Genomic DNA, 26,252 nt, shown 5'->3' with positions numbered 1-26,252 from the left:
CGGGGTGGGCCCCCGCCGCCCACACCGCCGCGGTGGGGCCGGCCCGGTCCGCCCCCCCCCCCCCCCACCCAACCCCCCCCCGGGCGGCGCCTTCCCCCAGCAACCCGGCCCGCAGCGCCCTTTTACTGACGGCACACCACCCCGCCCGGCCCTCCGAGGCCAAACCTCGCACCCCGCCGTTCCCACGGACTGTGACGTGTGGCACGATGCCTGGCACCCCCACCGGCACAGCCCTCACAGGAGACACTCCTAGTGCAGCACTCCGCCGTCCCGGAACTGGCACACACGCACACCCGACCGATCCACTGGGTCGCGACCGCCACCGCCGTGGCCGGCGTCGTCGCGCTCTCCTCGGTCCTGCAACCCGACCACGCCAACGCCGCACAGACGGCCGGCGCGGAAACCAGAACCGCCCACACCGCCGTCACCGCACCCGACCCCGACCACGCCGACTTCCCGCTCGAATGCGGACCCGTCAAAGCGATCGTCGTCAAAAAGGCCACCGGCGACCTCGACGGCGACGGCCGCCCCGAAACCGTCGCCGTCGTCCACTGCGACGCCCCCATGGGCACCCCGCCCGACGGCGTCTACGTCCTCACCCGCGCCACCGACACCGCACAGCCACGCGTCGTCGCCACCCTCGTCGACCCGCGGGACCGCCAGACCGTCAGCGAATTCGCCGTGCACGACGGCACCGTCGAAGCCGGCCTGCTCGGCTACTCCTCGCCCGACGTACCCAGTTGCTGCCCCGACATCACCGACCACGCCACCTGGCGCTGGGACGACGGCACCTTCATCCGCTCCACACCCGCCGGAGCACAGAGCGTCTGACGACACCCCGCACCCGGCGCGTCACTGCGCGTCGGGACCGTACACCTCGACCCGGTCCGCCACCCTGCGCACATGAATGCACTCGCCCGGACACTCCCTGGCCGAGTCCACCACATCGCTCAGCAGCGTCAACGGCACCGGCGTCGTCGCACCCGCCTCCGTCAGGAGCTCGTCCTCCCCGCCCTTCACGTACGCCAGCCCGTCGATGTCCAGCTCGAACACCTCCGGCGCGTACTGGGCGCAGATGCCGTCGCCGGTACAGAGATCCTGATCGATCCAGACCTCCAGCGCCTCGCCGACCCCGGCCTCCTGCTCCACGTCCATCGCTCCCGCCGTCTCCCGCGCCGCCCGGCCACCCGGACCCCTGCGAGACGGACCCGGACCGACGGCTGTCGAACGCCTCGACCCTACCTCCGGCCGGACCCGAGTCACATGTGGGTGGGTACCCCCACCACCGCACGAAACAGGACGGAACCCGGCCGGCGACCGGCTACCACCGGTGACCCGAACCGCCCGCACGGACACCCCGCGTCACGAGCGCCCGGCGTCCGCACCACCCCCGCACGCCCGGCACACCCGCCGCGCACCCCGCGGACCCGGCACGCTCCAGCCGCCCACCGGACCCCTCCCGGCCCGGACGTTTCGGACACCACGCACGCAACTGGGCCCGTACGCGACGGTGTTTGACCGGTCCGGCCCGGAACAGGCTGCTTCCGACAGACGTTGAGTGGGTATCCACACGGCGTGAGAACAGCTCAGGGTGTGGCCGACGACACACCTTGACAGTCTTTGTGATCTAGGGGTTTCAATCGACACCCACCCAGGTAGGGTCTGGAAACGTCCAGCTCCCCTTGGAGGAGGTGAGGACCGTGGCAGCCCACGACGACGACATGAACCGCGGCATCCGCCCGGCACGAGGGTCCGAAGACCCCGCCGGACAGCTTGCCTACCTTGAGCAGGAGATCGCCGTCCTGCGACGTAAGCTCGCCGACTCTCCGCGACACACGAGGATTCTCGAAGAGCGGATCGTCGAGCTGCAGACCAACCTGGCCGGCGTGTCCGCCCAGAACGAACGGCTCGCCAACACGCTCCGTGAGGCCCGCGACCAGATCGTGGCCCTCAAGGAAGAAGTCGACCGCCTCGCACAGCCACCGGCCGGCTTCGGTGTCTTCCTGCAGGCCAACGACGACGGCACCGCCGACATCTTCACCGGAGGCCGCAAACTCCGCGTGAACGTCAGCCCGAGCGTCGAACTCGACACCCTGCGCCGCGGCCAGGAAGTCATGCTCAACGAAGCGCTCAACGTCGTCGAAGCCATGGAATACGAGAGCGTCGGCGACATCGTCACCCTCAAGGAGATCCTCGAGGACGGCGAGCGCGCCCTCGTACAGGGCCACACCGACGAGGAACGAGTGGTCCGGCTCGCCGAACCCCTCCTGGACGTCACCATCCGCCCCGGCGACGCCCTCCTCCTCGAACCCCGCTCCGGGTACGTCTACGAGATCGTCCCCAAGAGCGAGGTCGAGGAACTCGTCCTCGAAGAGGTCCCCGACATCGGCTACGAGCAGATCGGCGGTCTGGGCGGCCAGATCGAGATGATCCGCGACGCCGTCGAACTCCCCTACCTCTACCCCGACCTCTTCAAGGAGCACGAACTCCGCCCGCCCAAGGGCGTCCTGCTCTACGGACCCCCCGGATGCGGAAAGACGCTCATCGCCAAGGCCGTCGCCAACTCGCTGGCCAAAAAGGTCGCCGAAGTCACCGGCCAGGCCCAGGGCAAGAGCTTCTTCCTCAACATCAAGGGCCCCGAACTCCTCAACAAGTACGTCGGCGAGACCGAGCGGCAGATCCGCCTCGTCTTCCAGCGTGCCCGCGAGAAGGCATCCGAGGGCACCCCCGTCATCGTCTTCTTCGACGAGATGGAATCCCTCTTCCGCACCCGGGGCTCCGGCGTCAGCTCCGACGTCGAGAACACCATCGTCCCCCAGCTCCTCGCCGAGATCGACGGCGTCGAAGGCCTCCAGAACGTGGTCGTCATCGGCGCCTCCAACCGCGAGGACATGATCGACCCCGCCATCCTGCGCCCCGGCCGACTCGACGTGAAGATCAAGATCGAGCGTCCCGACGCCGAGGCCGCCAAGGACATCTTCGGCAAGTACCTCACCGAACGCCTCCCCCTGCACCCCGAGGACGTCGGCGAGCACGGCGGCGACAAGGGCTCCACGGTCCAGGGCATGATCCAGACCGCCGTGGAACAGATGTACGCCGAATCCGAGGAGAACCGCTTCCTGGAAGTCACCTACGCCAACGGAGACAAGGAAGTCCTCTACTTCAAGGACTTCAACTCCGGCGCCATGATCGAGAACATCGTCGGGCGTGCCAAGAAAATGGCGATCAAGGACTTCCTGGAGCACAACCAGAAGGGCCTCCGGGTCTCCCACCTCCTCCAGGCCTGCGTGGACGAGTTCAAGGAGAACGAGGACCTCCCCAACACCACCAACCCCGACGACTGGGCCCGCATCTCCGGAAAGAAGGGCGAACGGATCGTCTACATCCGTACCCTGATCACCGGAAAGCAGGGCGCCGACACCGGACGCTCCATCGACACGGTGGCGAACACCGGTCAGTACCTGTAAAAGACAGGGCGGCTGCGGGTGCCCCCACCGGGTACCCGCAGCCAACTGTTTTTCCGGCCAACACCGGAGCAAGGCAAAGACGCAAATGATCTCCCCACCAGCGCAAAGGCGTTCTAGGCTCTTCCATACCGCCGAGTCGCGCAGTGCGGGGACGGGCACCGCACACGCACCGGAGCGCCAGCGGTACTTGAGCAGCGTCCCCGACCGAGGACGCCGCCGGGCAAGGAGGGCCGCATGACCGTACGGCGAGTAATGGGCATCGAGACGGAGTACGGAATCTCCGTCCCCGGTCACCCCAACGCCAATGCCATGCTCACCTCATCCCAGATCGTCAACGCCTACGCGGCGGCGATGCACCGGGCCCGCCGGGCCCGCTGGGACTTCGAGGAGGAGAACCCGCTGCGCGACGCACGAGGCTTCGACCTCGCCCGCGAAGCCGCCGACTCCACCCAGCTCACCGACGAGGACATCGGCCTCGCCAACGTCATCCTCACCAACGGCGCGCGACTCTACGTCGACCACGCCCACCCCGAATACAGCGCCCCCGAGGTCACCAACCCCCGCGACGCCGTCCTGTGGGACAAGGCCGGCGAACGCATCATGGCCGAAGCCGCCGAACGCGCCGCCCAGCTCCCCGGCGCCCAGCCCATCCACCTCTACAAGAACAACACCGACAACAAGGGCGCCTCCTACGGCACGCACGAGAACTACCTGATGAAGCGGGAGACCCCCTTCTCGGACATCGTGCGCCACCTCACCCCCTTCTTCGTCTCCCGCCAGGTCGTCACCGGAGCCGGCCGCGTCGGCATCGGCCAGGACGGCCACGAACACGGCTTCCAGCTCAGCCAGCGCGCCGACTACTTCGAAGTCGAGGTCGGCCTGGAGACCACCCTCAAACGCCCCATCATCAACACCCGCGACGAGCCCCACGCCGACGCCGAGAAATACCGCCGACTCCACGTGATCATCGGAGACGCCAACCTCTCCGAGATCTCCACCTACCTCAAGCTCGGCACCACGGCCCTGGTCCTGTCGATGATCGAGGACGGCTTCATCGCCGTCGACCTGGCCGTCGACCAGCCCGTCCGCACCCTCCACCAGGTCTCCCACGACCCCACCCTCAAGCGCCTGGTCACCCTCCGCAGCGGCCGCACACTCACCGCGGTCCAGCTCCAGATGGAGTACTTCGAGCTCTCCCGCAAATACGTCGAGGAGCGGTACGGCGCCGACGCCGACGACCAGACCAAGGACGTCCTCGCCCGGTGGGAGGACACCCTCAACCGCCTCGAGAACGACCCCATGAGCCTCGCCGGCGAACTGGACTGGGTCGCCAAACGCGAACTCATGGAGGGCTACCGACGCCGCGACGGCCTCGACTGGGACGCCGCACGACTCCACCTCGTCGACCTCCAGTACGCCGACGTACGGGCCGAGAAGGGCCTCTACAACCGTCTCGCGGCCCGCGGCCGCATCAAACGGCTCCTGGACGAGTCCGAGGTCGAAAGGGCCCGCACCAAGCCCCCGGAGGACACCCGCGCGTACTTCCGCGGCCGCTGCCTGGAGCAGTACGCCGACGACGTCGCGGCCGCCTCCTGGGACTCGGTGATCTTCGACCTCCCCGGCCGGGACTCCCTCCAGCGGGTCCCAACCCTGGAACCGCTTCGCGGAACGCGTAATCACGTCAAGGAGCTCCTGGACCGCTGCCGAACCGCAGAAGACCTGGTCAAGGTCCTGTCCGGCGGCTGAAACCCTCCCCGGCCACCCGGGGCCGGACGGGTGGAAGACCGCCCGTCCGGGAATCATCGAGATGGCCCCAGCACGTTGAGGAAAGTGCGGGGCCGATGTCAGACCGGGCTTGTAGGGTCTGATCATCACCGATCGGCAGAAATGTCGACCTGGCGACCATGTCGGGCGAACTGAGCGGGGTGAGGGTTATGGCAACCAAGGACACCGGCGGCGGACAGCAGAAGGCCACGCGCTCGACCGAGGAGGTCGAGGAGCAGACCGCGGAGGCGCAGGGCTCCGAGGACCTCAAGGAGCGCCACGAAAAGCTGAGCGACGACGTCGACTCGGTTCTGGACGAAATCGACGACGTACTTGAGGAAAATGCCGAGGATTTCGTTCGAAGCTTCGTGCAAAAAGGCGGAGAGTAGAGGTCTTTTGGGGCCTTTGCCTTCGAATTGAAAGTCGCGGGGGTTCGAGGTGGGTGACGGGCCGAGGGCGAAGCAGTGCAGGAAGTGCCGTCGGGACCTGCCGGTCGCCGCGTTCGCGCGGGACAGGAACCGTCGGGACGGCCTTCAGGTGCACTGCCGGGAGTGTGTGGCGGCATACGGCGCCGCGCACTACCGGCGGCGCCGGGAGGCCCAGGGCAAACAGGTCCGGGAGAAGGTGGACGTCCCGGCCGGGCACAAGCTCTGCCGGACATGCGGTGAGGTCAAGCCGCACAGCGAATGGCACCGCAACGCGACCGCATCCGACGGTCTCGCCACGCGGTGCAAGGCGTGCCGGGTGATCCAGGGCCGGCAGCGCCATCTGCAACGGCACTACGGCATCACCGAAGGCGAGCGTGACGAGCTGATCGCCTCTCAAGGAGGCGTCTGCTGCATCTGTTTGGAGGCGTTGCCCGCACATGTGGATCACTGCCATCAGACGGGTAGGGTCCGTGGCGTACTGTGCTTCAGCTGCAACGCCGCACTGGGGCAGTTCAAGGATCGGCCCGACGCGATGAGGCGGGCTGCTGCTTACGTGGAAGGAAACGCGTGGAAGCCAACACTCGTAGCACCGGGCGTCTACCAGCTGCCTTCCTGACGCCTGGGTCGTCCTCGTTCATGGACTTTCTCTCCGAGCACCAGCCCGAGCTGCTGCCCGGCAAGCGTCAACTGCCGCCCGTCCAGGGGGTGATCGAGGCGCCGCACGGCACCACGATCGTCGCCGTGACCTTCCCCGGGGGCGTCGTGCTCGCCGGTGACCGCCGGGCGACGATGGGCAACGTCATCGCGCAGCGGGACATCGAGAAGGTGTTCCCCGCGGACGAGTACTCGGCGGTCGGCATCGCCGGCACCGCCGGTCTGGCCGTGGAGATGGTGAAGCTGTTCCAGCTGGAGCTGGAGCACTTCGAGAAGGTCGAGGGCGCGCAGCTGTCGCTGGAGGGCAAGGCGAACCGGCTGTCGACGATGATCCGGTCCAATCTGGGCATGGCGATGCAGGGTCTGGCGGTCGTTCCGCTGTTCGCCGGGTTCGATGTGGATCGCGGCAAGGGCCGGATCTTCTCCTACGACGTGACCGGTGGTCGTTCCGAGGAGCAGGGTTACGCGGCCACGGGTTCCGGTTCGATCTTCGCGCGGGGTGCGATGAAGAAGCTGTTCCGTGCCGATCTGAGTGAGGCCGACGCCGCGACACTGGTGGTACAGGCCCTGTACGACGCGGCTGACGACGACTCGGCGACCGGTGGTCCCGATGTCGCCCGCCGGATCTACCCGATTGTCACCGTGATCACCGAGGACGGTTTCCGGCGGCTGACGGACGAGGAGTCGTCCGGTATCGCCCGTTCGATTCTGGAGCGGCGTCTGGAGCAGCCGGACGGTCCGCGGGCCGCGCTGCTGTAGTCGGTGTGCGTGGTTCTTGGTAGGTGATCCAGTGACTTCCACAGAAAGGGATGGATAACCGGTGTCGACGCCGTTCTATGTCTCCCCTCAGCAGGCGATGGCGGATCGGGCGGAGTATGCCCGTAAGGGCATCGCGCGGGGCCGCAGTCTGGTGGTGCTGCAGTATGCCGACGGGATTGTGTTCGTCGGTGAGAATCCGTCCCGTGCGCTGCACAAGTTCAGTGAGATCTATGACCGGATCGGTTTCGCGGCCGCCGGTAAGTACAACGAGTACGAGAATCTGCGGATCGGTGGTGTGCGGTATGCCGATCTGCGGGGTTACACCTATGACCGTGACGATGTGACCGCTCGTGGTCTGGCGAACGTGTATGCCCAGACGTTGGGCACGATCTTCTCCAGTGCGGCCGAGAAGCCGTACGAGGTGGAGTTGGTCGTGGCGGAGGTCGGGGAGACGCCGGAGGGTGACCAGATCTATCGGTTGCCGCACGACGGTTCCATCGTGGACGAGCACGGTTCGGTGGCGGTGGGTGGCAATGCCGAGCTGATCAGTACGTATCTGGATCAGCGGCATGAGGACGGGATGCCGCTGGCGGAGGCGTTGAAGCTGGCGGTGCAGGCGTTGTCGCGTGAGTCGAACGGTCAGCAGCGGGAGATTCCGGCGGAGCGGCTGGAGGTGGCGGTGCTGGATCGTACGCGTCCGCAGCAGCGCAAGTTCCGGCGGATCGTGGGTCCGCAGTTGGCGCGGTTGCTGGAGTCGGAGGGTGGGTCGGTGGAGGCCGAGGGGGCCGAGGACGCCGACGAGGAGTAGTTCCGTTCTGTTGTGACTCGCTGAGCCCCGGCCGATGCATCGGCCGGGGCTCAGGGCGTTGTGGGGGTGCTGGGGGGTGCTGTGGAGCCGCGGACGACGAGGTGGACGGGGATGTCGCCGGAGGGTGGTGTGCGGCCGTCCAGGACGGCGAGGAGGGCGTGCATGCCGTGTTCGCCGAAGAGTTCGGCGTCGAGGCGGACGGTGGTGAGTTCGGGGTCGATGGCGGTGGCGAGGGCGAGGTCGTCGAGGCCGGTGACGGAGAGGTCCTCGGGGATGCGCAGGCCGAGGCGGCGGGCGGCTTTGTAGGCGCCGGCGGCGAGTTTGTCGTCGTCGCAGACGAGGGCGGTGGGGCGGGGGCCGGGGGTGGCGAGGGCGGTTTCGGCGGCGTGCTGGGCGCCTTCGATGGAGATGGGGGCCCTTGCGGTGGTGAGGGTGGTGCCGGGGGCGGCGGTGAGGCGGGTGCGGAGTTCGCGGGCGCGGACTTCGAAGGTCCAGGAGGGGACGTCGGCGGCGAGGTGGAGGAAGTGTCGGTGGCCGAGGCCGAGGAGGTGGTCGGTGATCTGGTGGACGGCGTCGGGGATGTCGAGGTTGACGGTGGCGGCGCCGAGGCTGCCGGTGGGGTCGCTGTCGAGCATGACGAGGGGGAGTTGGTCGCCGCGGATGGCGGTGAGGGCGTCGGCGGCCATGGAGGAGGCGATGATGCCGTCGAGGGCGGCCTGGGCGGAGGCGAAGGGGTCGCGGGCGGGGCCGATGCCTTCGGGGGAGGGGTAGAGGACGACGCCGAAGCCGTGGGTGGCGGCGACGCGGGCGGCGCCGGTGTAGACGCCGGCGAAGAATTCGGTGGTGAGGGCGGGGACGACGAGGAGGACGGTGCGGGTGTGGCCGAGGCGTAGGTTGCGGGCGGCGAGGTTGGGGCGGTAGCCGAGGTCGCGGGCGGCGTCGCGTACGCGGGCGGCGGTGGTCTCGGAGACGCGTCCGCGCCATTTGTCGCCGAGGACGAGGGAGACGGCGGCCTGGGAGACGCCTGCGGCTTGGGCGACGTCGCGGCTGGTGGGGCGGGTGCTGCCTCGTGCCACGGTGTTGCCTGCGCTTTCGTGTGGACGGGTGAACAGCGCACATGGTACGTATGTCGCACGGGGTTATACGTACAACGTGTCGGGTCTCGGCGAGGAGTGGGTGGCACATGGCCGCGGGGTATCTGGAGATCCTCAGGGCGAGGCATGCCACCCGGCTGCTCGTGGGCACGCTGGTGGGGCGGCTGCCGAACGCCACGGCGGCGATCGCGATCGTGTTGTTCGTGCGGGCCGAGGGCGGCTCGTACAGCCTGGCGGGGGCGCTGGCGGCGGTCTACGGGGTGGCGAACGCGGTGGGCCAGCCGTTGCTGGGGCGGCTGGTGGACCTGCACGGGCAGCCGCGGGTGCAGTTGCCGGCCGCGGTGGTGTCGGCGCTGGGGATGGCGGTGTTCGCGTTCGTGGGGATCGGGCCGCTGGTGCTCGCGTACGCGGCGGTGGCGGTGGCGGGGTTGTTCACGCCGCCGCTGGAGGGCGGTCTGCGCGCGCTGTGGCCGTCGGTGCTGCGCGGGGAGGGGCAGCTGCACACGGCGTACGCGATGGATGCCGTGGCGCAGGAGGTGATGTTCACGGTCGGGCCGTTGCTGGTGACGCTGTGTACGGCGGTGTGGTCGGCGCAGGCGGCGTTGCTGGTGCTGAATGTGATCGGTGTGCTGGGCGCGCTGTCGGTGGTGGTGTCGAGGCCGTCGCGTGCGTGGCGGTCGGTCCCGCGTGAGGCGCACTGGCTGGGTGCGTTGCGGTCGCCGGGGCTGTTGGCGTTGCTGGGGGCGTTGCTGTTCGTGGGGATGGCGATGGGGTCGATCACGGTGGCGGCGGTGTCGTACGCGGACGGGCGTGGCGGCGATGTGGTGTACGGGTGGCTGATGGCGGCGCTGGGCCTGGGTGCGCTGCTCGGTGGGACGGTGTACGGGGCGCGGCGGTGGGCGGGGGATCCGGGGCGGCGGTTGACGGTGCTGGTGGGGTTGCTGGCGGTGTGTTATCTGCCGTTGGTGCTGATGCCGGGTGTGGTGTGGATGGTGTTGCTGGCGGCGTTGGCGGGGGTGTTCCTGGCTCCGTGTATCGCTTGTGCGTTCGTGTTGGTGGATCGGCACGCGCCGCGGGGGACGGTCACCGAGGCCTTCTCCTGGCTTGTGACGACGTTCACGGTGGGCGCGTCGGTGGGGACGGGGGTCGCGGGGCCGGTGGTTGAGGCGGGTGGGGCCTTGTGGGGCTTCGTCGTTCCGGGGGTCGCGGGGGGTGCGTCGTTGCTGGTCCTGCTGGCCACGGGAGGGGTGCTGGCGGAGGCGGGGCGGGGTGCGGTGGTTGCGGCTTCACCGGAAAATGATCCAAACCGTGCTGTCGAACCCCGTTTCAGCGCAGGGGATCGGGCGTAATGTTCAGTCATGGACCGCCGCATTTTCGGGCTGGAGAACGAGTACGGCGTCACGTGCACGTTCAGGGGACAGCGCCGTCTGTCGCCTGACGAGGTGGCTCGGTACCTCTTCCGCCGTGTCGTGTCATGGGGCCGCAGCAGCAATGTCTTTCTGCGGAACGGTGCCCGCCTGTATCTCGACGTGGGGTCACATCCGGAATACGCCACACCCGAATGTGACAACGTGACCGAGTTGGTCACGCACGACAAGGCAGGCGAGCGCATTCTGGAAGGGCTACTGGTGGACGCCGAACGACGCCTGCACGAGGAAGGAATCGCGGGCGACGTCTACCTCTTCAAGAACAACACCGACTCGGCGGGCAACTCCTACGGTTGCCACGAGAACTATTTGGTGGCGCGGCACGGGGAGTTCTCCCGCCTCGCCGACATTCTGATTCCGTTCCTGGTGACCCGCCAGTTGCTGTGCGGTGCGGGCAAGGTGTTGCAGACCCCGCGTGGCGCGGTGTTCTGCGTGAGTCAGCGGGCGGAGCACATCTGGGAGGGTGTCTCGTCGGCGACGACGCGTTCCCGGCCGATCATCAACACGCGGGACGAGCCGCACGCGGACGCGGAGCGGTATCGCCGGCTGCATGTCATCGTGGGCGACTCGAACATGTCGGAGACGACGATGCTGCTGAAGGTCGGTGCGACCGACCTGGTGCTGCGCATGATCGAGGCGGGCACGGTGATGCGGGATCTGACGCTGGAGAACCCGATCCGGGCGATCCGTGAGGTCAGTCATGACATCACGGGCCGGCGCAAGGTGCGGCTGGCCAGTGGCCGGGAGGCGTCGGCGCTGGAGGTGCAGCGGGAGTACTACGAGAAGGCCGTGGACTTCTGTGAGCGCCGGGGTATCCGCACGGGCACCGTGGAGCAGGTGCTGGAGTTGTGGGGCCGGACGCTGGACTCGATCGAGTCGGAGGATCTGGACCGTATCGGTACGGAGATCGACTGGGTCATGAAGTACAAGCTGATCGAGCGGTACCGGGCCAAGCACAACATGACGATGTCGCATCCGCGGGTCGCTCAGATAGACCTCGCGTATCACGACATCCACCGTCGTCGGGGTCTGTACTACCTGTTGGAGCGGAAGGGTCAAGCGGCCCGTATCTGCAACGACTTGAAGATCTTCGAGGGCAAGTCGGTGCCGCCGCAGACGACTCGGGCCCGGTTGCGCGGTGACTTCATCCGCAGGGCTCAGGAGCAGCGTCGGGACTTCACGGTGGACTGGGTGCACCTGAAGCTGAACGACCAGGCTCAGCGGACGGTGTTGTGCAAGGACCCGTTCCGTTCGGTGGACGACCGGGTGGAGAAGTTGATCGCCGGGATGTGAGCCGGGTGTTTCGGCCGTGGTGCCGGAACGCAACACGGGCGCCGTACGTTTCTCGTACGGCGCCCTTCTCACGTCGTAGAGTTGCGCGCACGCCATCCACAAGATCGACCGATTACGAGGCCCCCACCGTGCGCCGACGCTCACTTCTCATTGCCGTACCCGCCGGTCTGGCCACGCTCGCCGCGTGCGGCGACGACAAGGCCGACTCCAGCGAGGCGAGCGGCAGTCCGTCGCCGTCGGCGCCGGAGTCGTCGGCCGCGCCGTCGCCGAAGATCGTCGACGGTCCGCTGCCGGCGATCACCGCGGGGACGGAGTTCGGGCAGAAGCCGACCGTCGCCAAGGGCAGTGGCGAGCCGTCCAAGGATCTGGCCGTGAAGACGGTGATCGCGGGCAACGGCCAGACGGTCGCGGAGAACGACTACATCCAGGCGCACTATCTGGGTCAGATCTGGGCCACGGCGAAGGTGTTCGACAACTCCTACGACCGTAAGACGCCGCTGGTGATCCAGTTGGCGCAGGGCAGCATCATCGACGGCTGGCGTTATGCGCTGCCGGGCAAGAAGGTCGGCAGCCGGGTCCAGATGGCGGTGCCGCCGACGTGGGGGTACGGCACGCAGGGGAACAGCCAGGCGGGCATCAAGGGCACCGACACGCTGGTGTTCGTGGTGGATGTGCAGGGGACGTTCAACTCGAAGAGTTCGGCGAAGGGCAGCAAGGTCGCGCAGGACGACGCGAAACTGCCGGCGGTGGGTACGAACACCGACGGCAAGGCGCCCGAGATCACGGTGCCGGACGCCGACGCGCCGACGAAGCTGGTGGCGAACTACATCCTGGAGGGTGACGGCGAGGAGGTCGGCGCGGAGGACAGCGTGCTGGTGCAGTACGAGGGTGTGCTGTGGGACGGCGGCAAGGAGTTCGACTCGACGTACGCCAACAAGCAGCTGGCCTCGTTCTCGCTCCAGCAGGTGGTGAAGGGCTGGGCGCAGGGGCTGACGGGCAAGAAGGTCGGCAGCCGGGTCCTGATCGTGATTCCGCCGGCCCTCGGGTACGGCGACAACCCGCCGCAGGGCAGTGACATCAAGAAGGACTCCACGCTGGTGTTCTCGGTGGACATTCTGGCGAAGATGTGACCCCGCGGGGGATGTAAGACTGTGATCGTTGCCTGTTCGCAGGCGTCTTTCCACAACAAGCATGGAGCTGAACACGTGAGCATCGACAAGCCCGAGATCGACTTCCCCGAGGGCGAGCCGCCGAAGGACCTGGAGATCCAGGACCTCTGGGAGGGTGACGGCGAGGAGGCCCAGGCCGGCCAGACGGTGACCGTGCACTACGTCGGTGTCGCTTTCAGCACCGGCGAGGAGTTCGACGCGAGCTGGAACCGCGGTGCGCCGTTCCGTTTCCCGCTCGGTGGCGGCCGGGTCATCAAGGGCTGGGACCAGGGCGTGCAGGGGATGAAGGTCGGCGGTCGTCGTCGGCTGACGATTCCGGCGCACCTGGCGTACGGCAACCAGAGCCCCACTCCGGCGATCCAGCCGGGCGAGACGCTGATCTTCGTGGTCGACCTCCTCGGGGTCTGATCATCTGAGGTCCGATCACTCGGGGTCTGATCGTCGTACGACCGGACCCGACTGTATGGGGCCCATGCCTGTCCGGGCATGGGCCCTCGGCTTTTGCCGCGCCACTCGGGGGCGGTACGGTCGTCGATCGTAAGCACCATAGGGAGGCGAAGGGCGTCGATGGCCATTGCCAAGGCCGAGCGGCTCATGAATCTGGCGCTGTGTCTGCTCGGGACGCGCCGGCCGCTGAGCAAGCGTGAGCTGCGTGAGTCCATCGAGGCATACCTGGAGGCCGGCTCGGACGACTCCTTCAACCGCATGTTCGAGCGGGACAAGGACGATCTGCGGGAGTTGGGCCTGGTCATCGAGACGGTGGAGAGCCTCGACGGTGAGATCGGCTATCTCGCGAGCCGGGACTCCAACCGGCTGCCGCCCATCACGCTCGACGCCGAGGAGGCCGCGGCCCTGGGCCTGGCGGCCAAGGTGTGGCAGCAGGCCCGGCTGGCGGGTGCGGCCAGCGGCGCGCTGCAGAAGCTGCGGGCGGCGGGTCTGCCGGAGGACGTCGACCCCTACGAGGCCCATGGTGCGCTGGAGCCTAGGATTCCGGTGCATGAGGCGTCCTTCGAGCCGCTGATGCTGGCCTGCCGGGACCGTCGTCCGGTCCTCTTCGACTACCGCAAGGCCAACGCCGCCCGTCCCGAGCCGCGCACGGTGGAGCCGTGGGCGCTGGAGTGCTGGCGGGGTCACTGGTATCTGGCGGGCTGGGACCGGGACCGCGGTGCGGAGCGGGTGTTCCGGCTCTCCCGGATCACCGGCAAGGTCCGTTCGCGGGCGGGCCGGTTCACCGCCGCGGTGCCGGACGTGGTCACGGTGCGGGAGACCGTCGCGGGCTGGGCGGGGGAGAGCGCGGACCGTTCCGCGCTGATCCGGCTGCGCTCGGACGCCGGGTACCCCTTGCGGGCGAAGGCCACCCGGGTGCGGGAACTCGGTGACGGCTGGGACGAGTTGGAGATTCCGTACGGGCACGGTCTGGACGCCTGGCTGGTGGAGTTCGGCCCGGACGTGGTCGTGCTGGAGCCCGCCGAGCTGCGGGCCGAAGTGATGGACCGGCTGCGTGCCGTGGCCAAGGGCTGAGCGGAGCGGAAGAGGACTGTGGCAGGCAAACCGGTCAGGCCCGTGAACGCCATCGACCAGACGCGGCGGATGCTCTCGCTGGTGACGTATCTGCGCGAGCGCCCCGGCGCGCGGGTCGAGGACGTGGCGCGCGCCTTCGGCATCACCGAGGACGAGCTGGTCTCGGACCTCGATGTGCTGCCCATGTGCGGTACCAGCTTCCGCGGCGGTGATCTGCTCGACATCGACACCGACGGGGAGCACATCTGGTGGCACAACCCCGACGACGTGGCGGAGCCGCTGCGGCTGGCGTCCGACGAGGCGACGGCGCTGCTGGTGGCGGCCCGTGCGGTGGCGACGCTGCCGGGGCTGCGCGAGGGCGACCGGCAGGCTCTGCTGCGGGCGACGGCGAAGGTGGAGGCGGCGGCCGGTGAGGCGGCCGGGGCGAGTGCCCGGCTGTCGGTGACGTTCGAGTCGGAGGGCGGGGTCTTCGCCGATGTCGACCGGGCGATCTCGGAGCGGCGGCGGCTGTGGATCCGCTACTACTCCCCGGCGCGTGACGAGGTCGCCGAGCGGGAGATCGACCCGATCCGGCTGGTGAGCGTGGGCCACACCTATGTGGAGGCGTGGTGCCGCCGCTCCGAGGCCCGGCGCACCTTCCGGCTGGACCGGGTGGCGGAGATCCGCATCCTCGACGAGCCGTCGGCGCCGCCGGAGATCGAGCTGCGGGATCTGTCGGAGGGGCTGGTGCAGCCCGCCGCGGAGGATCCCGAGGTGATCGTGGAGGTCGGGCCGGGCGGGCGCTGGGTCGCGGAGTACTACCCGCACGACAGTGCGGATGAGCTGGCGGACGGCGGTCTGCGTATTACGTTGCGGACCCCGGAGCCGGCATCGCTGCGGCGGCTGGCTCTGAGGCTGGGCCGGGACGGCCGGATCGTCGCGCCGCCCGAGCTGGCCGAGAGCGCCCGCCGGGCCGCGCGCGAGGCGCTGGCCGGGTACGACGGGGTCGAGGCGGGGGAGCCCAGGGGTGGTGTCCCGGCGTGAGCCCGAGGGCCGTGCGGCCCTTGGGGGGCGGGGCGCCCGGTGGGCGGACGACCAGGGACGAGGGGTGGATGGGGTTGACTGATTCGGTGTTGACCGGGGTGTCGGTGGCGTCGGCGTTCGCCGGGATGACAAGCGTGGTCCCCGTGGTGTTCCGGGCGGGCTGCCCGGACTGCCGGGGCCGGTTCGAGCTCGCCGCGAGCGCGCTGCGTCTGGCCATCGGCGCCTCCAGCCGGACCACCTTCTACTCCTTCACCTGCCCGGACTGCGGGGTGCCGGTGCGCAAGCCGGCCGGGGAGCGGATCGTGGAGCTGCTCACCGGCGGCGGGGTGCGTACGCTGCGGCTGCACTCGACCCTCTAGGCTCGGCGGCATGTTCTGGCCGATGTTCGCGGTAGCTGTGGGTTTCCTGGGTCTCACCGTTCTCGGTGTGCTCGCGGTACGTGTCTTCGTGGAGGCGCGGCGTCTGGGTGAGCAGGTCGCGGAGTCGGCGCGGCGCATCAACAGGGCGGCCGAGGACCTGGAGCGGGCGGCGACGAGCACGGCGCGGGCTGTTGACTCCCTGTGAGTCCGGCTGGGAGGCGGCTGTGAGTCCCGCGCCGGAAGCGTTTTGGGCCTTTTCGCCCTGTCAACTTGACGCATGGGGCGGGTACGCTGCTGATCGCGGCCGGAGAACGAGGCCCGGACCGCGGACCGGGAGTATGCACGGGGATTGCCGGACGTTTACCCCTGAGCGTTACGATCGCTGTCAGCACGATCGTTCGGACATCTGTCCGACCGGTCGGACAGCAACCCACCCGCCCGCCTCGGTGAGAAGGTAAAAGACTTATGGGACGGCTCGGACCCACCGAGATCATTCTGATCCTCGTCGTCATCATCCTGCTGTTCGGTGCCAAGAAGCTTCCGGACATGGCGCGTTCGCTCGGTAAGTCGGCGCGCATCCTCAAGAGCGAGGCCAAGGCGATGAAGGAGGACGGCGACAAGTCCGCCGCCCCCGCCGACCCCCCGCACACCGCGGACGAGCAGCCCGCGCAGCGCATCATCCAGGCCGCCCCCGGTGACGTGACCAGCTCGCGCCCGGTCTCCGAGCCGACGGACACGACCAAGCGCTGACGCAGGGCCGGTGACCTCCGGCCCGCCGCACGAGATGGGAACGTGGGTTGCTGAAGTCTGCCCGTAAGCAGGAGAGGGACCCCGAGGGACGGATGCCCCTCGCGGAACACCTTCGCGAGCTCCGCAACCGGCTCGCGAAGGCGATGCTGGCGATCGTCGTGGTCACGATCGTCGCCGCCTTCTTCTACATGGACATCATCAGCTTCTTCACCAAGCCGATCCTTGAGTCGGTCGGCTGTTCGAAGAGCTTCGAGGAACTGGCGAACGCCAGCACCGAAGAGACGTGCGCGCAGATCACCATCAACGGTCTGCTCACCCCCTTCACCCTCGCGCTCAAGGTGTCGCTGATGGCCGGCGTGGTCCTGGCCTCGCCGATCTGGCTCTACCAGCTCTGGGCCTTCGTCGCCCCGGGCCTGCACAAGCACGAGCGCAAGTACGCCTACGGCTTCGTCGCCACCGGCTTCCCGCTCTTCCTGATGGGCGCCTTCTTCGCGTACAAGGTGCTCCCCGCCACCGCGAAGGTGCTCATCGAGTTCACCCCGTTCGGTGTGGAGAACCTGCTGCCGCTCGACGATCTGCTGGACCTCGTCACGCGCATGGTGATCGTCTTCGGTCTCTCCTTCGAGCTGCCGCTGCTGCTGGTCATGCTGAACTTCAGCGGGGCCATCACCGGCAAGCGGATGCTCGGCTGGTGGCGCGGCATGATCATGGGCATCACGGTGTTCGCGGCGGTCGCCACCCCCAGTACCGACCCGCTGACCATGATGGCGCTCGCCGGACCGATCTGGATCCTGTACTTCCTCGCCGTCGCGGTCTCGCTGACCAACGACCGGCGCAGGCGCCGCCGTGACGAGATGGGCCCCTCCGACGACGAGGCCTCCGACCTCGATCTGACCCCCGAGGCGATCGGCGAGGTCGAAGCCGTCTCCGCCGCCAGGGCACTGCCCGAGCAGGCGTCCTCGGAGCGGATCAACGGTTATGACGACGTGACCTGAGGATCGCGGGGCAGCTCATAGGGTCTCTTCCGTGAGCAGCGAGATCACCCTCTTCGTCAACCCCACCGCGGGCCGCGGCCGGGGCGCCGCAGCGGCGCAGCCGGCCGCTTCCGCGTTGCGGGCCGCCGGATTCGCCGTACGGACCGTCCTCGGCGTGGACGCCGCGGACGCCCTCGCCCGCGCCCGGGCCGCCGTCGCGGACGGCACGACGGCGCTGGTCGCCGTCGGCGGGGACGGCATGGCGAACCTCGCGCTCCAGGCCGTCGCCGGCACCGCGACCCCGCTCGGCCTGGTGGCCGTCGGCACCGGCAACGACTTCGCCCGCGCCCTCGGTCTGCCCGTGCGGGACCCGGCCGCCGCGGGACGGCTCGTCGCCGACGCGCTCAAGGGCTCCCGGGTGCGCGACATCGACCTCGGCCGGGTCGGCGACCACTGGTTCGGCACCGTCCTCGCCTCCGGCTTCGACTCCCGGGTCAACGACCGCGGCAACCGCATGCGGTGGCCCGCCGGGCGCCTCAAGTACGACCTGGCGATGCTCGCCGAACTGGCCGCCTTCCGGCCCTTCCCCTACCGGATCACCCTCGACGGCGGCGAGGTCCGCGAGATCGAGGCCACCCTCGTCGCCGTCGGCAACGGCTCCTCCTACGGCGGCGGCATGCGGATCTGCCCCGGCGCCGACCTCACCGACGGGCTGTTCGACCTCACCATCGTCGGGAACTGCTCCCGCGCGACCCTGCTCAGGGTCTTCCCCCGCGTCTACCGCGGCAGCCACGTCGGTCACCCCGCGGTCACCGTGGTCCGGGCCGCCCGGGTGGAGATCGCCGCCGAGCACATCACCGGGTACGCGGACGGCGAGCCGCTCGGCCCGCTGCCGCTGACCGCCCGCTGCGTCCCCGGAGCACTCCGGCTCGTAGGGCCGTGAGCTGCGTGGATCCGGGGTTTACGGAACCCGGATCCGGATAATGATCGTCCTGTTGTCGGTGGGGCCCGGTACGCTCGAAAGCACGATGACAGAGGACCTCTCCCCGGCCGAGCGGTATGCGGCTGCCCGCCTGCGGGCTGCCGAGCAGGCCACCGCGCTCGCCTCCTTCCGCGAGATGTACGACTTCGGCCTCGACCCCTTCCAGATCGAGGCCTGCCAGGCACTCGAAGCGGGCAAGGGCGTGCTGGTGGCCGCTCCCACCGGCTCCGGCAAGACGATCGTGGGCGAGTTCGCCGTCCACCTCGCGCTGAGCCAGGGCAAGAAGTGCTTCTACACCACGCCCATCAAGGCGCTGTCGAACCAGAAGTACGCCGACCTGTCCCGCCGCTACGGCGCGGACCGGGTCGGCCTGCTCACCGGTGACAACAGCGTCAACTCCGACGCCCCCGTGGTCGTGATGACCACCGAGGTGCTGCGGAACATGCTCTACGCCGGCTCCCAGACCCTCGTCGGCCTCGGCCATGTGGTCATGGACGAGGTGCACTACCTCTCCGACCGCTTCCGCGGCGCCGTCTGGGAAGAGGTGATCATCCACCTGCCCGAGTCGGTGACCCTGGTGTCGCTGTCGGCGACCGTGTCCAACGCCGAGGAGTTCGGCGACTGGCTCGACACCGTGCGCGGCGACACCGAGGTGATCGTCTCCGAGCACCGGCCCGTGCCGCTGTTCCAGCACGTCCTGGCCGGGCGCCGGATGTACGACCTGTTCGAGGAGGGCGAGGGCCACAAGAAGGCCGTCAACCCCGACTTGACGCGGCTGGCCCGGATGGAGGCGACCCGGCCCTCGTACCAGGACCGCAGACGCGGGCGCGCCATGCGTGAGGCCGACCGCGAGCGGGAGCGCAGACAGCGCTCCCGGGTGTGGACGCCCGGCCGGCCCGAGGTCATCGAACGGCTCGACGCCGAGGGCCTGCTGCCCGCCATCACCTTCATCTTCAGCCGCGCCGCCTGCGAGGCCGCCGTCCAGCAGTGCCTGTACGCCGGACTGCGGCTCAACGACGACGAGGCACGGCACAAGGTGCGCGCCCTGGTCGAGGAGCGCACGGCGTCGATCCCCACCGAGGACCTGCACGTCCTCGGCTACTACGAGTGGCTGGAGGGCCTGGAGCGCGGTATCGCCGCCCACCACGCGGGCATGCTGCCGACCTTCAAGGAGGTCGTCGAGGAGCTGTTCGTGCGCGGGCTGGTGAAGGCCGTCTTCGCCACCGAGACGCTCGCGCTCGGCATCAACATGCCCGCCCGCTCCGTGGTGCTGGAGAAACTCGTCAAGTGGAACGGCGAGCAGCACGCCGACATCACGCCGGGCGAGTACACCCAGCTCACCGGCCGTGCGGGGCGCCGCGGCATCGATGTCGAGGGCCACGCCGTGGTGCTGTGGCAGCGCGGGATGAGCCCCGAGCACCTCGCCGGGCTCGCCGGCACCCGCACCTACCCGCTGCGCTCCAGCTTCAAGCCGTCGTACAACATGGCCGTCAACCTCGTCGACCAGTTCGGACGGCATCGCTCGCGCGAGCTGCTGGAGACGTCGTTCGCCCAGTTCCAGGCCGACAAGTCGGTCGTCGGGATCTCCCGGCAGGTGCAGCGCAACGAGGAGGGGCTGGACGGCTACAAGGCGTCCATGACCTGCCACCTCGGCGACTTCGACGAGTACGCGCGGCTGCGCCGCGAGCTGAAGGACCGCGAGACCGAACTGGCCCGTCAGGGCGCCACCCAGCGGCGCGCCGAGGCCGCCGTCGCACTGGAGCGGCTCAAGCCGGGCGACGTCATCCACGTCCCCACCGGCAAGTACGCCGGACTCGCCCTGGTGCTCGACCCGGGGCTGCCCGCCGGGCGGTCCAACGGCCACCGCGGCTTCGAACATCACGACGGGCCGCGGCCGTTGGTGCTCACCGCCGAACGGCAGGTCAAGCGGCTGGCGGCGATGGACTTCCCGGTGCCGGTCGAGGCGCTGGAGCGGATGCGGATCCCCAAGACCTTCAACCCGCGCTCCCCGCAGTCCCGTCGCGACCTCGCCTCCGCGCTGCGCACCAAGGCCGGGCACATCCCGCCGGAGCGGGCCCGCAAGAAGCGCGCGCAGGCCGCCGACGACCGGGAGATCGCCCGGCTGCGCACCGCCATCCGGGCCCACCCCTGCCACGGCTGCGACGAGCGTGAGGACCACGCCCGCTGGGCCGAGCGCTACCACCGGCTGCTGCGGGACACCTCCCAGCTGGAGCGGCGCATCGAGGGCCGCACCAACACCATCGCGCGGACCTTCGACCGGATCGTGGCCCTGCTGACCGAGCTGGACTACCTGCGCGGCGACGAGGTCACCGAGCACGGCAAGCGGCTCGCCCGGCTCTACGGCGAACTCGACCTGCTGGCCAGCGAATGCCTGCGCGCGGGCGTCTGGGAGGGCCTCGACCCCGCCGAACTCGCCGCCTGCGTCTCGGCGTTGGTGTACGAGTCCCGGGCCGGCGACGACGCGGCGGCGCCGAAGGTGCCGTCGGGGAAGGCCAAGGCCGCGCTGGGGGAGACGGTCCGGATCTGGGGGCGCCTGGACGCCCTGGAGGAGGACTTCCGGATCAGGCAGACCGAGGGGGTCGGACAGCGGGAGCCCGATCTGGGCTTCGCCTGGGCCGCGTACATGTGGGCGGGCGGCAAGGGGCTCGACGAGGTGCTGCGCGAGGCGGAGATGCCGGCCGGTGACTTCGTCCGCTGGTGCAAGCAGGTCATCGACGTGCTCGGGCAGATCTCGGCGGCGGCACCGCGGGAGGGGTCGACGGTGGCGAAGTCCGCGCGCAAGGCCGTGGAGCAGCTGCTGCGGGGGGTCGTGGCCTACTCGTCGGTCGGCTGACGTGATGGTCCGCCGGCCCGGCGGACCCGCGGTCTCGGTTGTTGCAGGGGCGGTTTCCCGGGAGGGGAGCCGCCCCCTGTGGTTTCCTCACCCGTCACGGTGAGGGTTTTCGCACCGGCGTACGCCGTCACACACCGTGTTCGAACAAATTCGCAGCGTGCAAATGGAGTTGAGGGTACTCCTGCTGCTGGGGTGATTTCAGGTGGTTGCTGAATATGACACGGCGATGATCCGGTCGGACTAAGCTCGCCCGCAGCGCACCGAGTTGAGGCGTATTCGTGCGCTTGTTCCAAATCCCCCTTAGATCCAGAACGTACCCCTGATGTACCCCCCGCACGCCCCCGACTCCCAGCCGATTCCTGCAGAGGGCCCACATGGTGAGTGTTCAACCCCCTCCCGCCTCCCAGCCCCGGCGCCGTGAACTCCCCTACGCGCGCGTGCTCCTGCCGCCCGCGATACTGATGGCCGCGGTGACCGGAGTCGCCGCAGCCCTGGTGACCGGGCCCGCCCGGGCGGCCGTCGGCTGGTGCGGTGCCGTCGCCACCGTCCTGGTGATCGCGACGGCCACCGAGGTCGTACGGCGCGGTCGCGCCCTGCGCGCCGCCGTCGAGCAGCACGCCCGCAGCACCGCCTACCTGGAACGGCGCGTGGCCACCCACGAGTTGGAGATGGAACGGCTGGTGCGCGAGATCGTGCCCGTCGCGATCGACCACATGCACCGCGGGAATTCCCCCGCGGAGGTGATTCGCCACCTCCCCCGGCTCGACCCCTCCTACCGCGACCTGACCGACGTCCAACGGGCGCTGATCCAGCGGGTGCTGGACATCATCGACGAGGAGGAGGCGCTGCGGGACTCCGCCCAGAGCTCCTTCGTCAACATCGCCCGCCGAGTCCAGGCGATCGTGCACCAGCAGAACAAGGAACTCCTGGAGATGGAGGAGGACCACGGCCGCAATCCCGAGGTCTTCGACGACCTGCTGCGCATCGACCACGGCACCGCGCTGATCGGCCGCCTCGCCGACTCCATCTCCGTCCTCGGCGGCGGTCGCCCCGGCCGCCAGTGGCCCGAACCCGTCGCCCTCTACAGCGTGTTGCGCGGCGCCATGTCCCGCATCCTGGAGTACCGGCGCATCTCGCTGGACAACATCGCCAAGGTCAACATCCGCGGCATCTCCGTCGAGCCGGTCATCCACGCTGCCGCCGAACTCCTCGACAACGCCACCCGCTACTCGCCCCCGCAGACCAAGGTGCACGTCACCGCCACCGAGGTGCAGACCGGCGTGGCCATCGAGATCGAGGACGCCGGCGTCAGCCTCAGCGAGGAGGCCCGCGCCAAGGTCGAGGGCATGCTGGAGGCCGCCAAGGCCGGCGTCGACATCCAGGACCTCGGCGACACCCCCCGCCTCGGCCTGGCCGTCGTGGGCCGCCTGTGCAAGGCGTTCGACATGCAGGTGTCGCTGCGCAGTTCGGCCTACGGCGGCGTCCGCGCCGTCCTCATCGTGCCCCGCGAGATGATCACCACCGATCCCGCGCCCGGCTACGCCCACGGCATCGGCGTCGGCGCCGGAAGCGCCCCCAAGCCCGAACTCGGCGCCCTCGAAGGCCCCAAGCGCAAGCCCAAGACGCGCCGCCCCACCAACCCGCGCATCCCCGTCGGGCTCTCCCTGGAGGACGACGTCCCGGTCGTCACCGAGTGGACCGCGGGCGGCCTGCCGCAGCGCCGCAGCCGCGTCAAGACGCCCCTGAGCGAGCGGATCGCCCAGCAGGCCAGGATCGAACGCGAGGACCAGGAACGCGTCGCCCGGGGCGAGGAACCCCTGTGGGGCACGATCAAGGCCGACCCGGAGCCGCAGCCCGAGGACGACACCCCGCCCGGCCTGTGGGTGGAGGCCTTCTGGGAGGGCCTCAAGCGCGACCCCGATCCCAGCGCATTCCGCCAGCCGACCAACGAACCGGCCCACGCCCCGGCCGATGACGAGGGGGACCTCAAGTGATCCAGCAGCGAGCCAACTTCGACTGGATGCTCAAGGATCTGGCCGACGGCGTACCCGGTATCGAGATGATCGTGGTGCTCTCCGCCGACGGACTGCGCATCGCCCGCTACGGCGGCGACCCCGACGCCGCCGACCGGGTCGCCGCGGCCTGCGCCGGCCTGCAGAGCCTGGCCGGCGCCGTCGCGCACGAGATCCCCGACAGCGACGGCAAGATGAAGCTGGTCATCATCGAGATCAACCGCGGCTACTTCTACCTCATGGCCGCCGGACCCAACGCCTATCTCGCGGTCCTGTCCGACACGTTCGCCGAGCCCGGCCTGATGAGCAACCGCATGCGGGACCTCGTCGACCGGATCGGACCGCATCTGACCAGTCCGCCCAGGCGCAACGGCCAGACCGTATGACTCCTCCGCAACGCCAGAGGCGCCAACCCGAGCCGCCCCCGGTCCCGCGCCAGCCCAAGGAGGGCGAACGCAGGAATCCCGAGCGGATGTTCGTGGTCGGCGGCGACGGCGCGCTCCGCGCCGACCTCGACCTGGTCACGTTAATCGTGGCGCGCGCCGACCCACCGCCTTCCGCCACGCCGGAGCAGTCGGCGCTGCTCCGGCTCTGCACGGCCCCGCTGTCGGTGGCCGAGCTGTCCGCCTATCTCGACCTCCCGTTCAGCGTGGTGACCGTCGTGCTCACCGAGATGCTGACGGACGAACTGGTAGAGGCGCACAAGCCGCTCGTGCGGCAGTCGGCCGCCGACCGTTCCCTCCTCGAAGCGGTGATGCATGGACTTCAAAAACTCTGACACCATCCCGGGTCCACGGGCCGAGGACCGGCTGCCGCAGACGGCCCAGGCCGCCGTCAAGATCGTCATCGTGGGCGGCTTCGGTGTCGGAAAGACCACCATGGTCGGGTCGGTCAGCGAGATCAGGCCGCTGACCACCGAGGAGACCATGACGCAGGCCGGGATCGGCGTCGACGACAACTTCGGCTCCGACACCAAGACGGCCACCACCGTCGCCATGGACTTCGGCCGGATCAGCATCACCGAGAAACTGGTGCTCTACCTCTTCGGCACCCCCGGCCAGGAACGCTTCTGGTTCCTGTGGAACGGCCTGTTCGAGGGCGCGCTCGGCGCGGTCGTGCTGATCGACACCCGCCGCCTGGAGGTCAGCTTCGACGTCATAGGGCGTCTGGAGGAACGCGGGGTGCCGTTCGTCGTCGCCGTCAACTCCTTCCCCGACGCGCCCCGTTACCCCATCGAGGAACTCCGGCAGGCGCTCGACCTGGCGCCGGAGATCCCCATCGTGGAGTGCGACGCCCGCCGCCGCGCCTCCAGCCGGGACACCCTCATGACCCTGATGCGCTTCCTGCACTCGCTGGCCATGACCGGCGCGCTCACCTGACCGTCCGACCCGAACTCCCCAGCCAACGGATCCACTTCGGAGCGAGAACGTGACGCCTGAATCCCCCTCCACCACCGGCACGGACGCCCCGCTCTCCGGCCCGCCGCCCGGCTGCCCCGCCCACAACGTCGGGCCCGGCGGACTGCGCCGGCTCTACGGCCCCGGCTCGGAGAACCTGGACGACCTCTACGAGGAACTCCGCGACGAGCACGGGCCGGTGGCCCCGGCGCTGCTCCACGACGACGTGCCGATGTGGGTGGTCCTCGGCCACGCCGAGAACCTGCACATCGTCCGCACCCCCTCGCAGTTCTGCCGGGACAGCCGCATCTGGAACCCGCTGCTGGAGGGCATGGTCAAGCCCGACCATCCGCTGATGCCGCACATCGCCTGGGAGCCGATCTGCTCCTACGCCGAGGGCGACGAGCACCTCAGACTGCGCGGCGCGGTCACCGGCGCCATGTCCACCATCGACCACCGCGGTATCCGCCGGTACATCAACCGCTCCACCCAGCGCCTGGTCAACCAGTTCTGCGAGCAGGGCCGGGCCGACCTGGTCGGCCAGTTCGCCGAACACCTGCCGATGGCGGTGCTCTGCGAGATCCTCGGCATGCCCGAGGAGTACAGCGACCGGATGGTGCACGCCACCCGCGACATGCTGCGCGGCACCGAGACCGCCATCGCCAGCCACGCCTTCGTGATGGGAGCGCTCCAGCGGCTGACCGAGCGCCGCCGGGCCGAACCGGCCGCGGACTTCGCGAGCCAGCTGATGAGCCACCCGGCCCGGCTCACCGACGACGAGGTCACCAAGCACCTGTGGGTCGTCCTGATGGCCGCCTACGAGGCCACCGCCAACCTGATCGCCAACGTGCTGCGCATGGTCCTCACCGACCCCGGTTTCCGCGCCCAGCTCAACGGCGGCCAGATGACGGTGCCGGAGGCGGTCGAGCAGTCCCTGTGGGACGAGCCGCCGTTCAGCACGGTCTTCGCCTACTACGCCAAGCAGGACACCGAGCTGGGCGGCAAACGCATCCGCAAGGGCGACGGCCTGCTGTTCGGTATCGCGCCGGGCAACATCGACCCGCGGGTCCGCCCCGACCTGTCGGCGAACATGCAGGGCAACCGCTCCCACCTCGCCTTCGGCGGCGGCCCGCACGAGTGCCCGGGCCAGGACATCGCCCGTGGCATCGCCGACGTCGGCGTGGACGCGCTGCTGATGCGGCTGCCGGACATCCGGCTCGACTGCCCCGAGGACGACCTGAGCTGGCGTCAGTCGATCTCCTCGCGGCACCTGGTGGACCTCCCGGTCCGCTTCGAGCCCAAGCCGCAGCAGGACGTGATGATGAAGCCGAGCCTCAACCAGGTGCCGCAGCAGCGGCCCGCCTGGCAGGTGGGCACGGCGGCCCGCACCCAGCCGCAGCCGCCGCCCGAGCCGCCGATGCCCGCCGCCCCGGAGCCGGCGCCGGTCCCCGAGCCGGCCGGCGGGCAGAGCGCCTGGCGCCGGCTGGTGCGCTGGTGGCGCGGCTACTGACGCGGGT

26 protein-coding genes are annotated in these 26,252 nt (G+C 69.5%); 24 read left to right on the top strand and 2 right to left on the bottom strand.

Annotated features, from left to right (window positions below):
- Positions 1-252 precede the first annotated feature (252 nt).
- A complete protein-coding gene (locus tag ABT296_RS22780) occupies positions 253-831 on the top strand; it encodes a hypothetical protein (protein ID WP_351930125.1) in 579 nt (192 codons plus the stop codon).
- A gap of 21 nt (positions 832-852) precedes the next feature.
- Here ABT296_RS22780 and ABT296_RS22775 read toward each other — a convergent pair whose 3' ends face one another.
- Entirely contained in the window at positions 853-1,155 is a 303-nt protein-coding gene (locus ABT296_RS22775) for a ferredoxin (protein ID WP_351930123.1), read from the bottom strand.
- A gap of 545 nt (positions 1,156-1,700) precedes the next feature.
- Between ABT296_RS22775 and arc the strand changes: the two genes are divergently transcribed.
- From arc to prcA, 6 genes are all read left to right on the top strand, one after another.
- Entirely contained in the window at positions 1,701-3,467 is a 1,767-nt protein-coding gene (arc, locus tag ABT296_RS22770; RefSeq protein ID WP_351930121.1) for a proteasome ATPase, read from the top strand.
- 234 nt (positions 3,468-3,701) lie between these two features.
- A complete protein-coding gene (gene dop / locus ABT296_RS22765; protein WP_351930119.1) occupies positions 3,702-5,213 on the top strand; it encodes a depupylase/deamidase Dop in 1,512 nt (503 codons plus the stop codon).
- Between the two features lie 188 nt (positions 5,214-5,401).
- Complete coding sequence (locus ABT296_RS22760; RefSeq protein ID WP_189711133.1) at positions 5,402-5,620, top strand: ubiquitin-like protein Pup; 219 nt, start codon at positions 5,402-5,404, stop codon at positions 5,618-5,620.
- A 49-nt stretch (positions 5,621-5,669) separates the two neighbouring features.
- Positions 5,670-6,275 (top strand): endonuclease VII domain-containing protein, encoded by a 606-nt coding sequence (locus ABT296_RS22755; RefSeq protein WP_351930117.1) that lies wholly within the window; start codon positions 5,670-5,672, stop codon positions 6,273-6,275.
- Positions 6,227-7,072: a proteasome subunit beta gene (prcB, locus tag ABT296_RS22750; protein ID WP_351930115.1), complete on the top strand. Its 846-nt coding sequence runs from the start codon at positions 6,227-6,229 to the stop codon at positions 7,070-7,072. Before ABT296_RS22755 ends, prcB begins: the two co-directional genes overlap by 49 nt.
- 61 nt (positions 7,073-7,133) lie before the next feature.
- Positions 7,134-7,880: a proteasome subunit alpha gene (prcA, locus tag ABT296_RS22745; RefSeq protein WP_351930113.1), complete on the top strand. Its 747-nt coding sequence runs from the start codon at positions 7,134-7,136 to the stop codon at positions 7,878-7,880.
- Positions 7,881-7,930: 50 nt separating this feature from the next.
- On the opposite strand, the gene ABT296_RS22740 is transcribed toward prcA, so the two are convergent.
- Positions 7,931-8,956 carry a LacI family DNA-binding transcriptional regulator gene (locus tag ABT296_RS22740; RefSeq protein WP_351930111.1) on the bottom strand — a complete coding sequence of 342 codons (1,026 nt, stop codon included), beginning with the start codon at positions 8,954-8,956 and terminating at the stop codon, positions 7,931-7,933.
- Positions 8,957-9,063: 107 nt separating this feature from the next.
- On the opposite strand from ABT296_RS22740, the gene ABT296_RS22735 reads away from it, so the two are divergent.
- The 17 genes from ABT296_RS22735 (at position 9,064) to ABT296_RS22655 (ending at position 26,245) form a co-directional block, all read left to right on the top strand.
- Positions 9,064-10,323, top strand: a complete 1,260-nt coding sequence (locus ABT296_RS22735) for an MFS transporter (RefSeq protein ID WP_351930109.1) — start codon at positions 9,064-9,066, stop codon at positions 10,321-10,323.
- A gap of 9 nt (positions 10,324-10,332) precedes the next feature.
- A complete protein-coding gene (pafA, locus tag ABT296_RS22730) occupies positions 10,333-11,694 on the top strand; it encodes a Pup--protein ligase (RefSeq protein ID WP_351930107.1) in 1,362 nt (453 codons plus the stop codon).
- Positions 11,695-11,822: 128 nt separating this feature from the next.
- Positions 11,823-12,824, top strand: coding sequence for an FKBP-type peptidyl-prolyl cis-trans isomerase (locus ABT296_RS22725; RefSeq protein ID WP_351930105.1), 1,002 nt, complete (start codon positions 11,823-11,825; stop codon positions 12,822-12,824).
- 75 nt (positions 12,825-12,899) lie between these two features.
- Positions 12,900-13,271, top strand: coding sequence for an FKBP-type peptidyl-prolyl cis-trans isomerase (locus ABT296_RS22720; protein ID WP_351930103.1), 372 nt, complete (start codon positions 12,900-12,902; stop codon positions 13,269-13,271).
- Between the two features lie 159 nt (positions 13,272-13,430).
- Positions 13,431-14,384, top strand: a complete 954-nt coding sequence (locus tag ABT296_RS22715) for a helix-turn-helix transcriptional regulator (protein ID WP_351930101.1) — start codon at positions 13,431-13,433, stop codon at positions 14,382-14,384.
- A gap of 18 nt (positions 14,385-14,402) precedes the next feature.
- Entirely contained in the window at positions 14,403-15,407 is a 1,005-nt protein-coding gene (locus ABT296_RS22710; protein WP_351930099.1) for a helix-turn-helix transcriptional regulator, read from the top strand.
- A gap of 68 nt (positions 15,408-15,475) precedes the next feature.
- Positions 15,476-15,766, top strand: coding sequence for a hypothetical protein (locus ABT296_RS22705; protein WP_351930097.1), 291 nt, complete (start codon positions 15,476-15,478; stop codon positions 15,764-15,766).
- Between the two features lie 10 nt (positions 15,767-15,776).
- On the top strand, positions 15,777-15,971 hold the full coding sequence (locus tag ABT296_RS22700) for a hypothetical protein (protein ID WP_351930095.1): 195 nt from the start codon (positions 15,777-15,779) through the stop codon (positions 15,969-15,971).
- A 260-nt stretch (positions 15,972-16,231) separates the two neighbouring features.
- A complete protein-coding gene (tatA, locus tag ABT296_RS22695) occupies positions 16,232-16,516 on the top strand; it encodes a Sec-independent protein translocase subunit TatA (protein WP_351930093.1) in 285 nt (94 codons plus the stop codon).
- 47 nt (positions 16,517-16,563) lie between these two features.
- Positions 16,564-17,511: a twin-arginine translocase subunit TatC gene (gene tatC / locus ABT296_RS22690; RefSeq protein WP_351930091.1), complete on the top strand. Its 948-nt coding sequence runs from the start codon at positions 16,564-16,566 to the stop codon at positions 17,509-17,511.
- Positions 17,512-17,542: 31 nt separating this feature from the next.
- The gene (locus ABT296_RS22685) at positions 17,543-18,433 is read left to right on the top strand and encodes a diacylglycerol kinase (RefSeq protein ID WP_351930089.1); all 891 of its coding nucleotides are present in this window, start codon (positions 17,543-17,545) and stop codon (positions 18,431-18,433) included.
- Positions 18,434-18,473: 40 nt separating this feature from the next.
- Positions 18,474-21,326, top strand: coding sequence for a DEAD/DEAH box helicase (locus tag ABT296_RS22680; protein ID WP_351930088.1), 2,853 nt, complete (start codon positions 18,474-18,476; stop codon positions 21,324-21,326).
- A gap of 374 nt (positions 21,327-21,700) precedes the next feature.
- On the top strand, positions 21,701-23,320 hold the full coding sequence (locus ABT296_RS22675; RefSeq protein ID WP_351930086.1) for a sensor histidine kinase: 1,620 nt from the start codon (positions 21,701-21,703) through the stop codon (positions 23,318-23,320).
- Positions 23,317-23,724 (top strand): roadblock/LC7 domain-containing protein, encoded by a 408-nt coding sequence (locus ABT296_RS22670; protein ID WP_351930084.1) that lies wholly within the window; start codon positions 23,317-23,319, stop codon positions 23,722-23,724. The genes ABT296_RS22675 and ABT296_RS22670 overlap by 4 nt, the downstream gene beginning before the upstream one ends.
- Complete coding sequence (locus ABT296_RS22665; protein WP_351930082.1) at positions 23,721-24,116, top strand: DUF742 domain-containing protein; 396 nt, start codon at positions 23,721-23,723, stop codon at positions 24,114-24,116. The genes ABT296_RS22670 and ABT296_RS22665 overlap by 4 nt, the downstream gene beginning before the upstream one ends.
- Complete coding sequence (locus ABT296_RS22660) at positions 24,097-24,717, top strand: GTP-binding protein (RefSeq protein ID WP_351930080.1); 621 nt, start codon at positions 24,097-24,099, stop codon at positions 24,715-24,717. The genes ABT296_RS22665 and ABT296_RS22660 overlap by 20 nt, the downstream gene beginning before the upstream one ends.
- 49 nt (positions 24,718-24,766) lie before the next feature.
- Positions 24,767-26,245, top strand: coding sequence for a cytochrome P450 (locus ABT296_RS22655; RefSeq protein ID WP_351930078.1), 1,479 nt, complete (start codon positions 24,767-24,769; stop codon positions 26,243-26,245).
- Positions 26,246-26,252 lie beyond the last annotated feature (7 nt).

The sequence above is a fragment of the Streptomyces sp. NPDC000983 genome, assembly GCF_040299205.1.
Taxonomy (GTDB): domain Bacteria; phylum Actinomycetota; class Actinomycetes; order Streptomycetales; family Streptomycetaceae; genus Streptomyces.
Note: the sequence above shows the minus strand (reverse complement) of the source record. Positions and strands in the feature narration are given on the sequence as shown.

Excerpts from the sequence above, each read along its gene's own strand:
- ABT296_RS22775 (WP_351930123.1), bottom strand. The coding sequence starts at position 1,155 with ATGGACGTGGAGCAGGAGGCCGGGGTCGGCGAGGCGCTGGAGGTCTGG.
- dop (WP_351930119.1), top strand. The coding sequence starts at position 3,702 with ATGACCGTACGGCGAGTAATGGGCATCGAGACGGAGTACGGAATCTCC.
- ABT296_RS22760 (WP_189711133.1), top strand. The coding sequence starts at position 5,402 with ATGGCAACCAAGGACACCGGCGGCGGACAGCAGAAGGCCACGCGCTCG.
- ABT296_RS22735 (WP_351930109.1), top strand. The coding sequence starts at position 9,064 with ATGGCCGCGGGGTATCTGGAGATCCTCAGGGCGAGGCATGCCACCCGG.
- pafA (WP_351930107.1), top strand. The coding sequence starts at position 10,333 with ATGGACCGCCGCATTTTCGGGCTGGAGAACGAGTACGGCGTCACGTGC.
- ABT296_RS22715 (WP_351930101.1), top strand. The coding sequence starts at position 13,431 with ATGGCCATTGCCAAGGCCGAGCGGCTCATGAATCTGGCGCTGTGTCTG.
- ABT296_RS22705 (WP_351930097.1), top strand. The coding sequence starts at position 15,476 with ATGGGGTTGACTGATTCGGTGTTGACCGGGGTGTCGGTGGCGTCGGCG.
- ABT296_RS22700 (WP_351930095.1), top strand. The coding sequence starts at position 15,777 with ATGTTCTGGCCGATGTTCGCGGTAGCTGTGGGTTTCCTGGGTCTCACC.
- tatA (WP_351930093.1), top strand. The coding sequence starts at position 16,232 with ATGGGACGGCTCGGACCCACCGAGATCATTCTGATCCTCGTCGTCATC.
- ABT296_RS22680 (WP_351930088.1), top strand. The coding sequence starts at position 18,474 with ATGATCGTCCTGTTGTCGGTGGGGCCCGGTACGCTCGAAAGCACGATG.
- ABT296_RS22675 (WP_351930086.1), top strand. The coding sequence starts at position 21,701 with ATGGTGAGTGTTCAACCCCCTCCCGCCTCCCAGCCCCGGCGCCGTGAA.
- ABT296_RS22665 (WP_351930082.1), top strand. The coding sequence starts at position 23,721 with ATGACTCCTCCGCAACGCCAGAGGCGCCAACCCGAGCCGCCCCCGGTC.
- ABT296_RS22660 (WP_351930080.1), top strand. The coding sequence starts at position 24,097 with ATGGACTTCAAAAACTCTGACACCATCCCGGGTCCACGGGCCGAGGAC.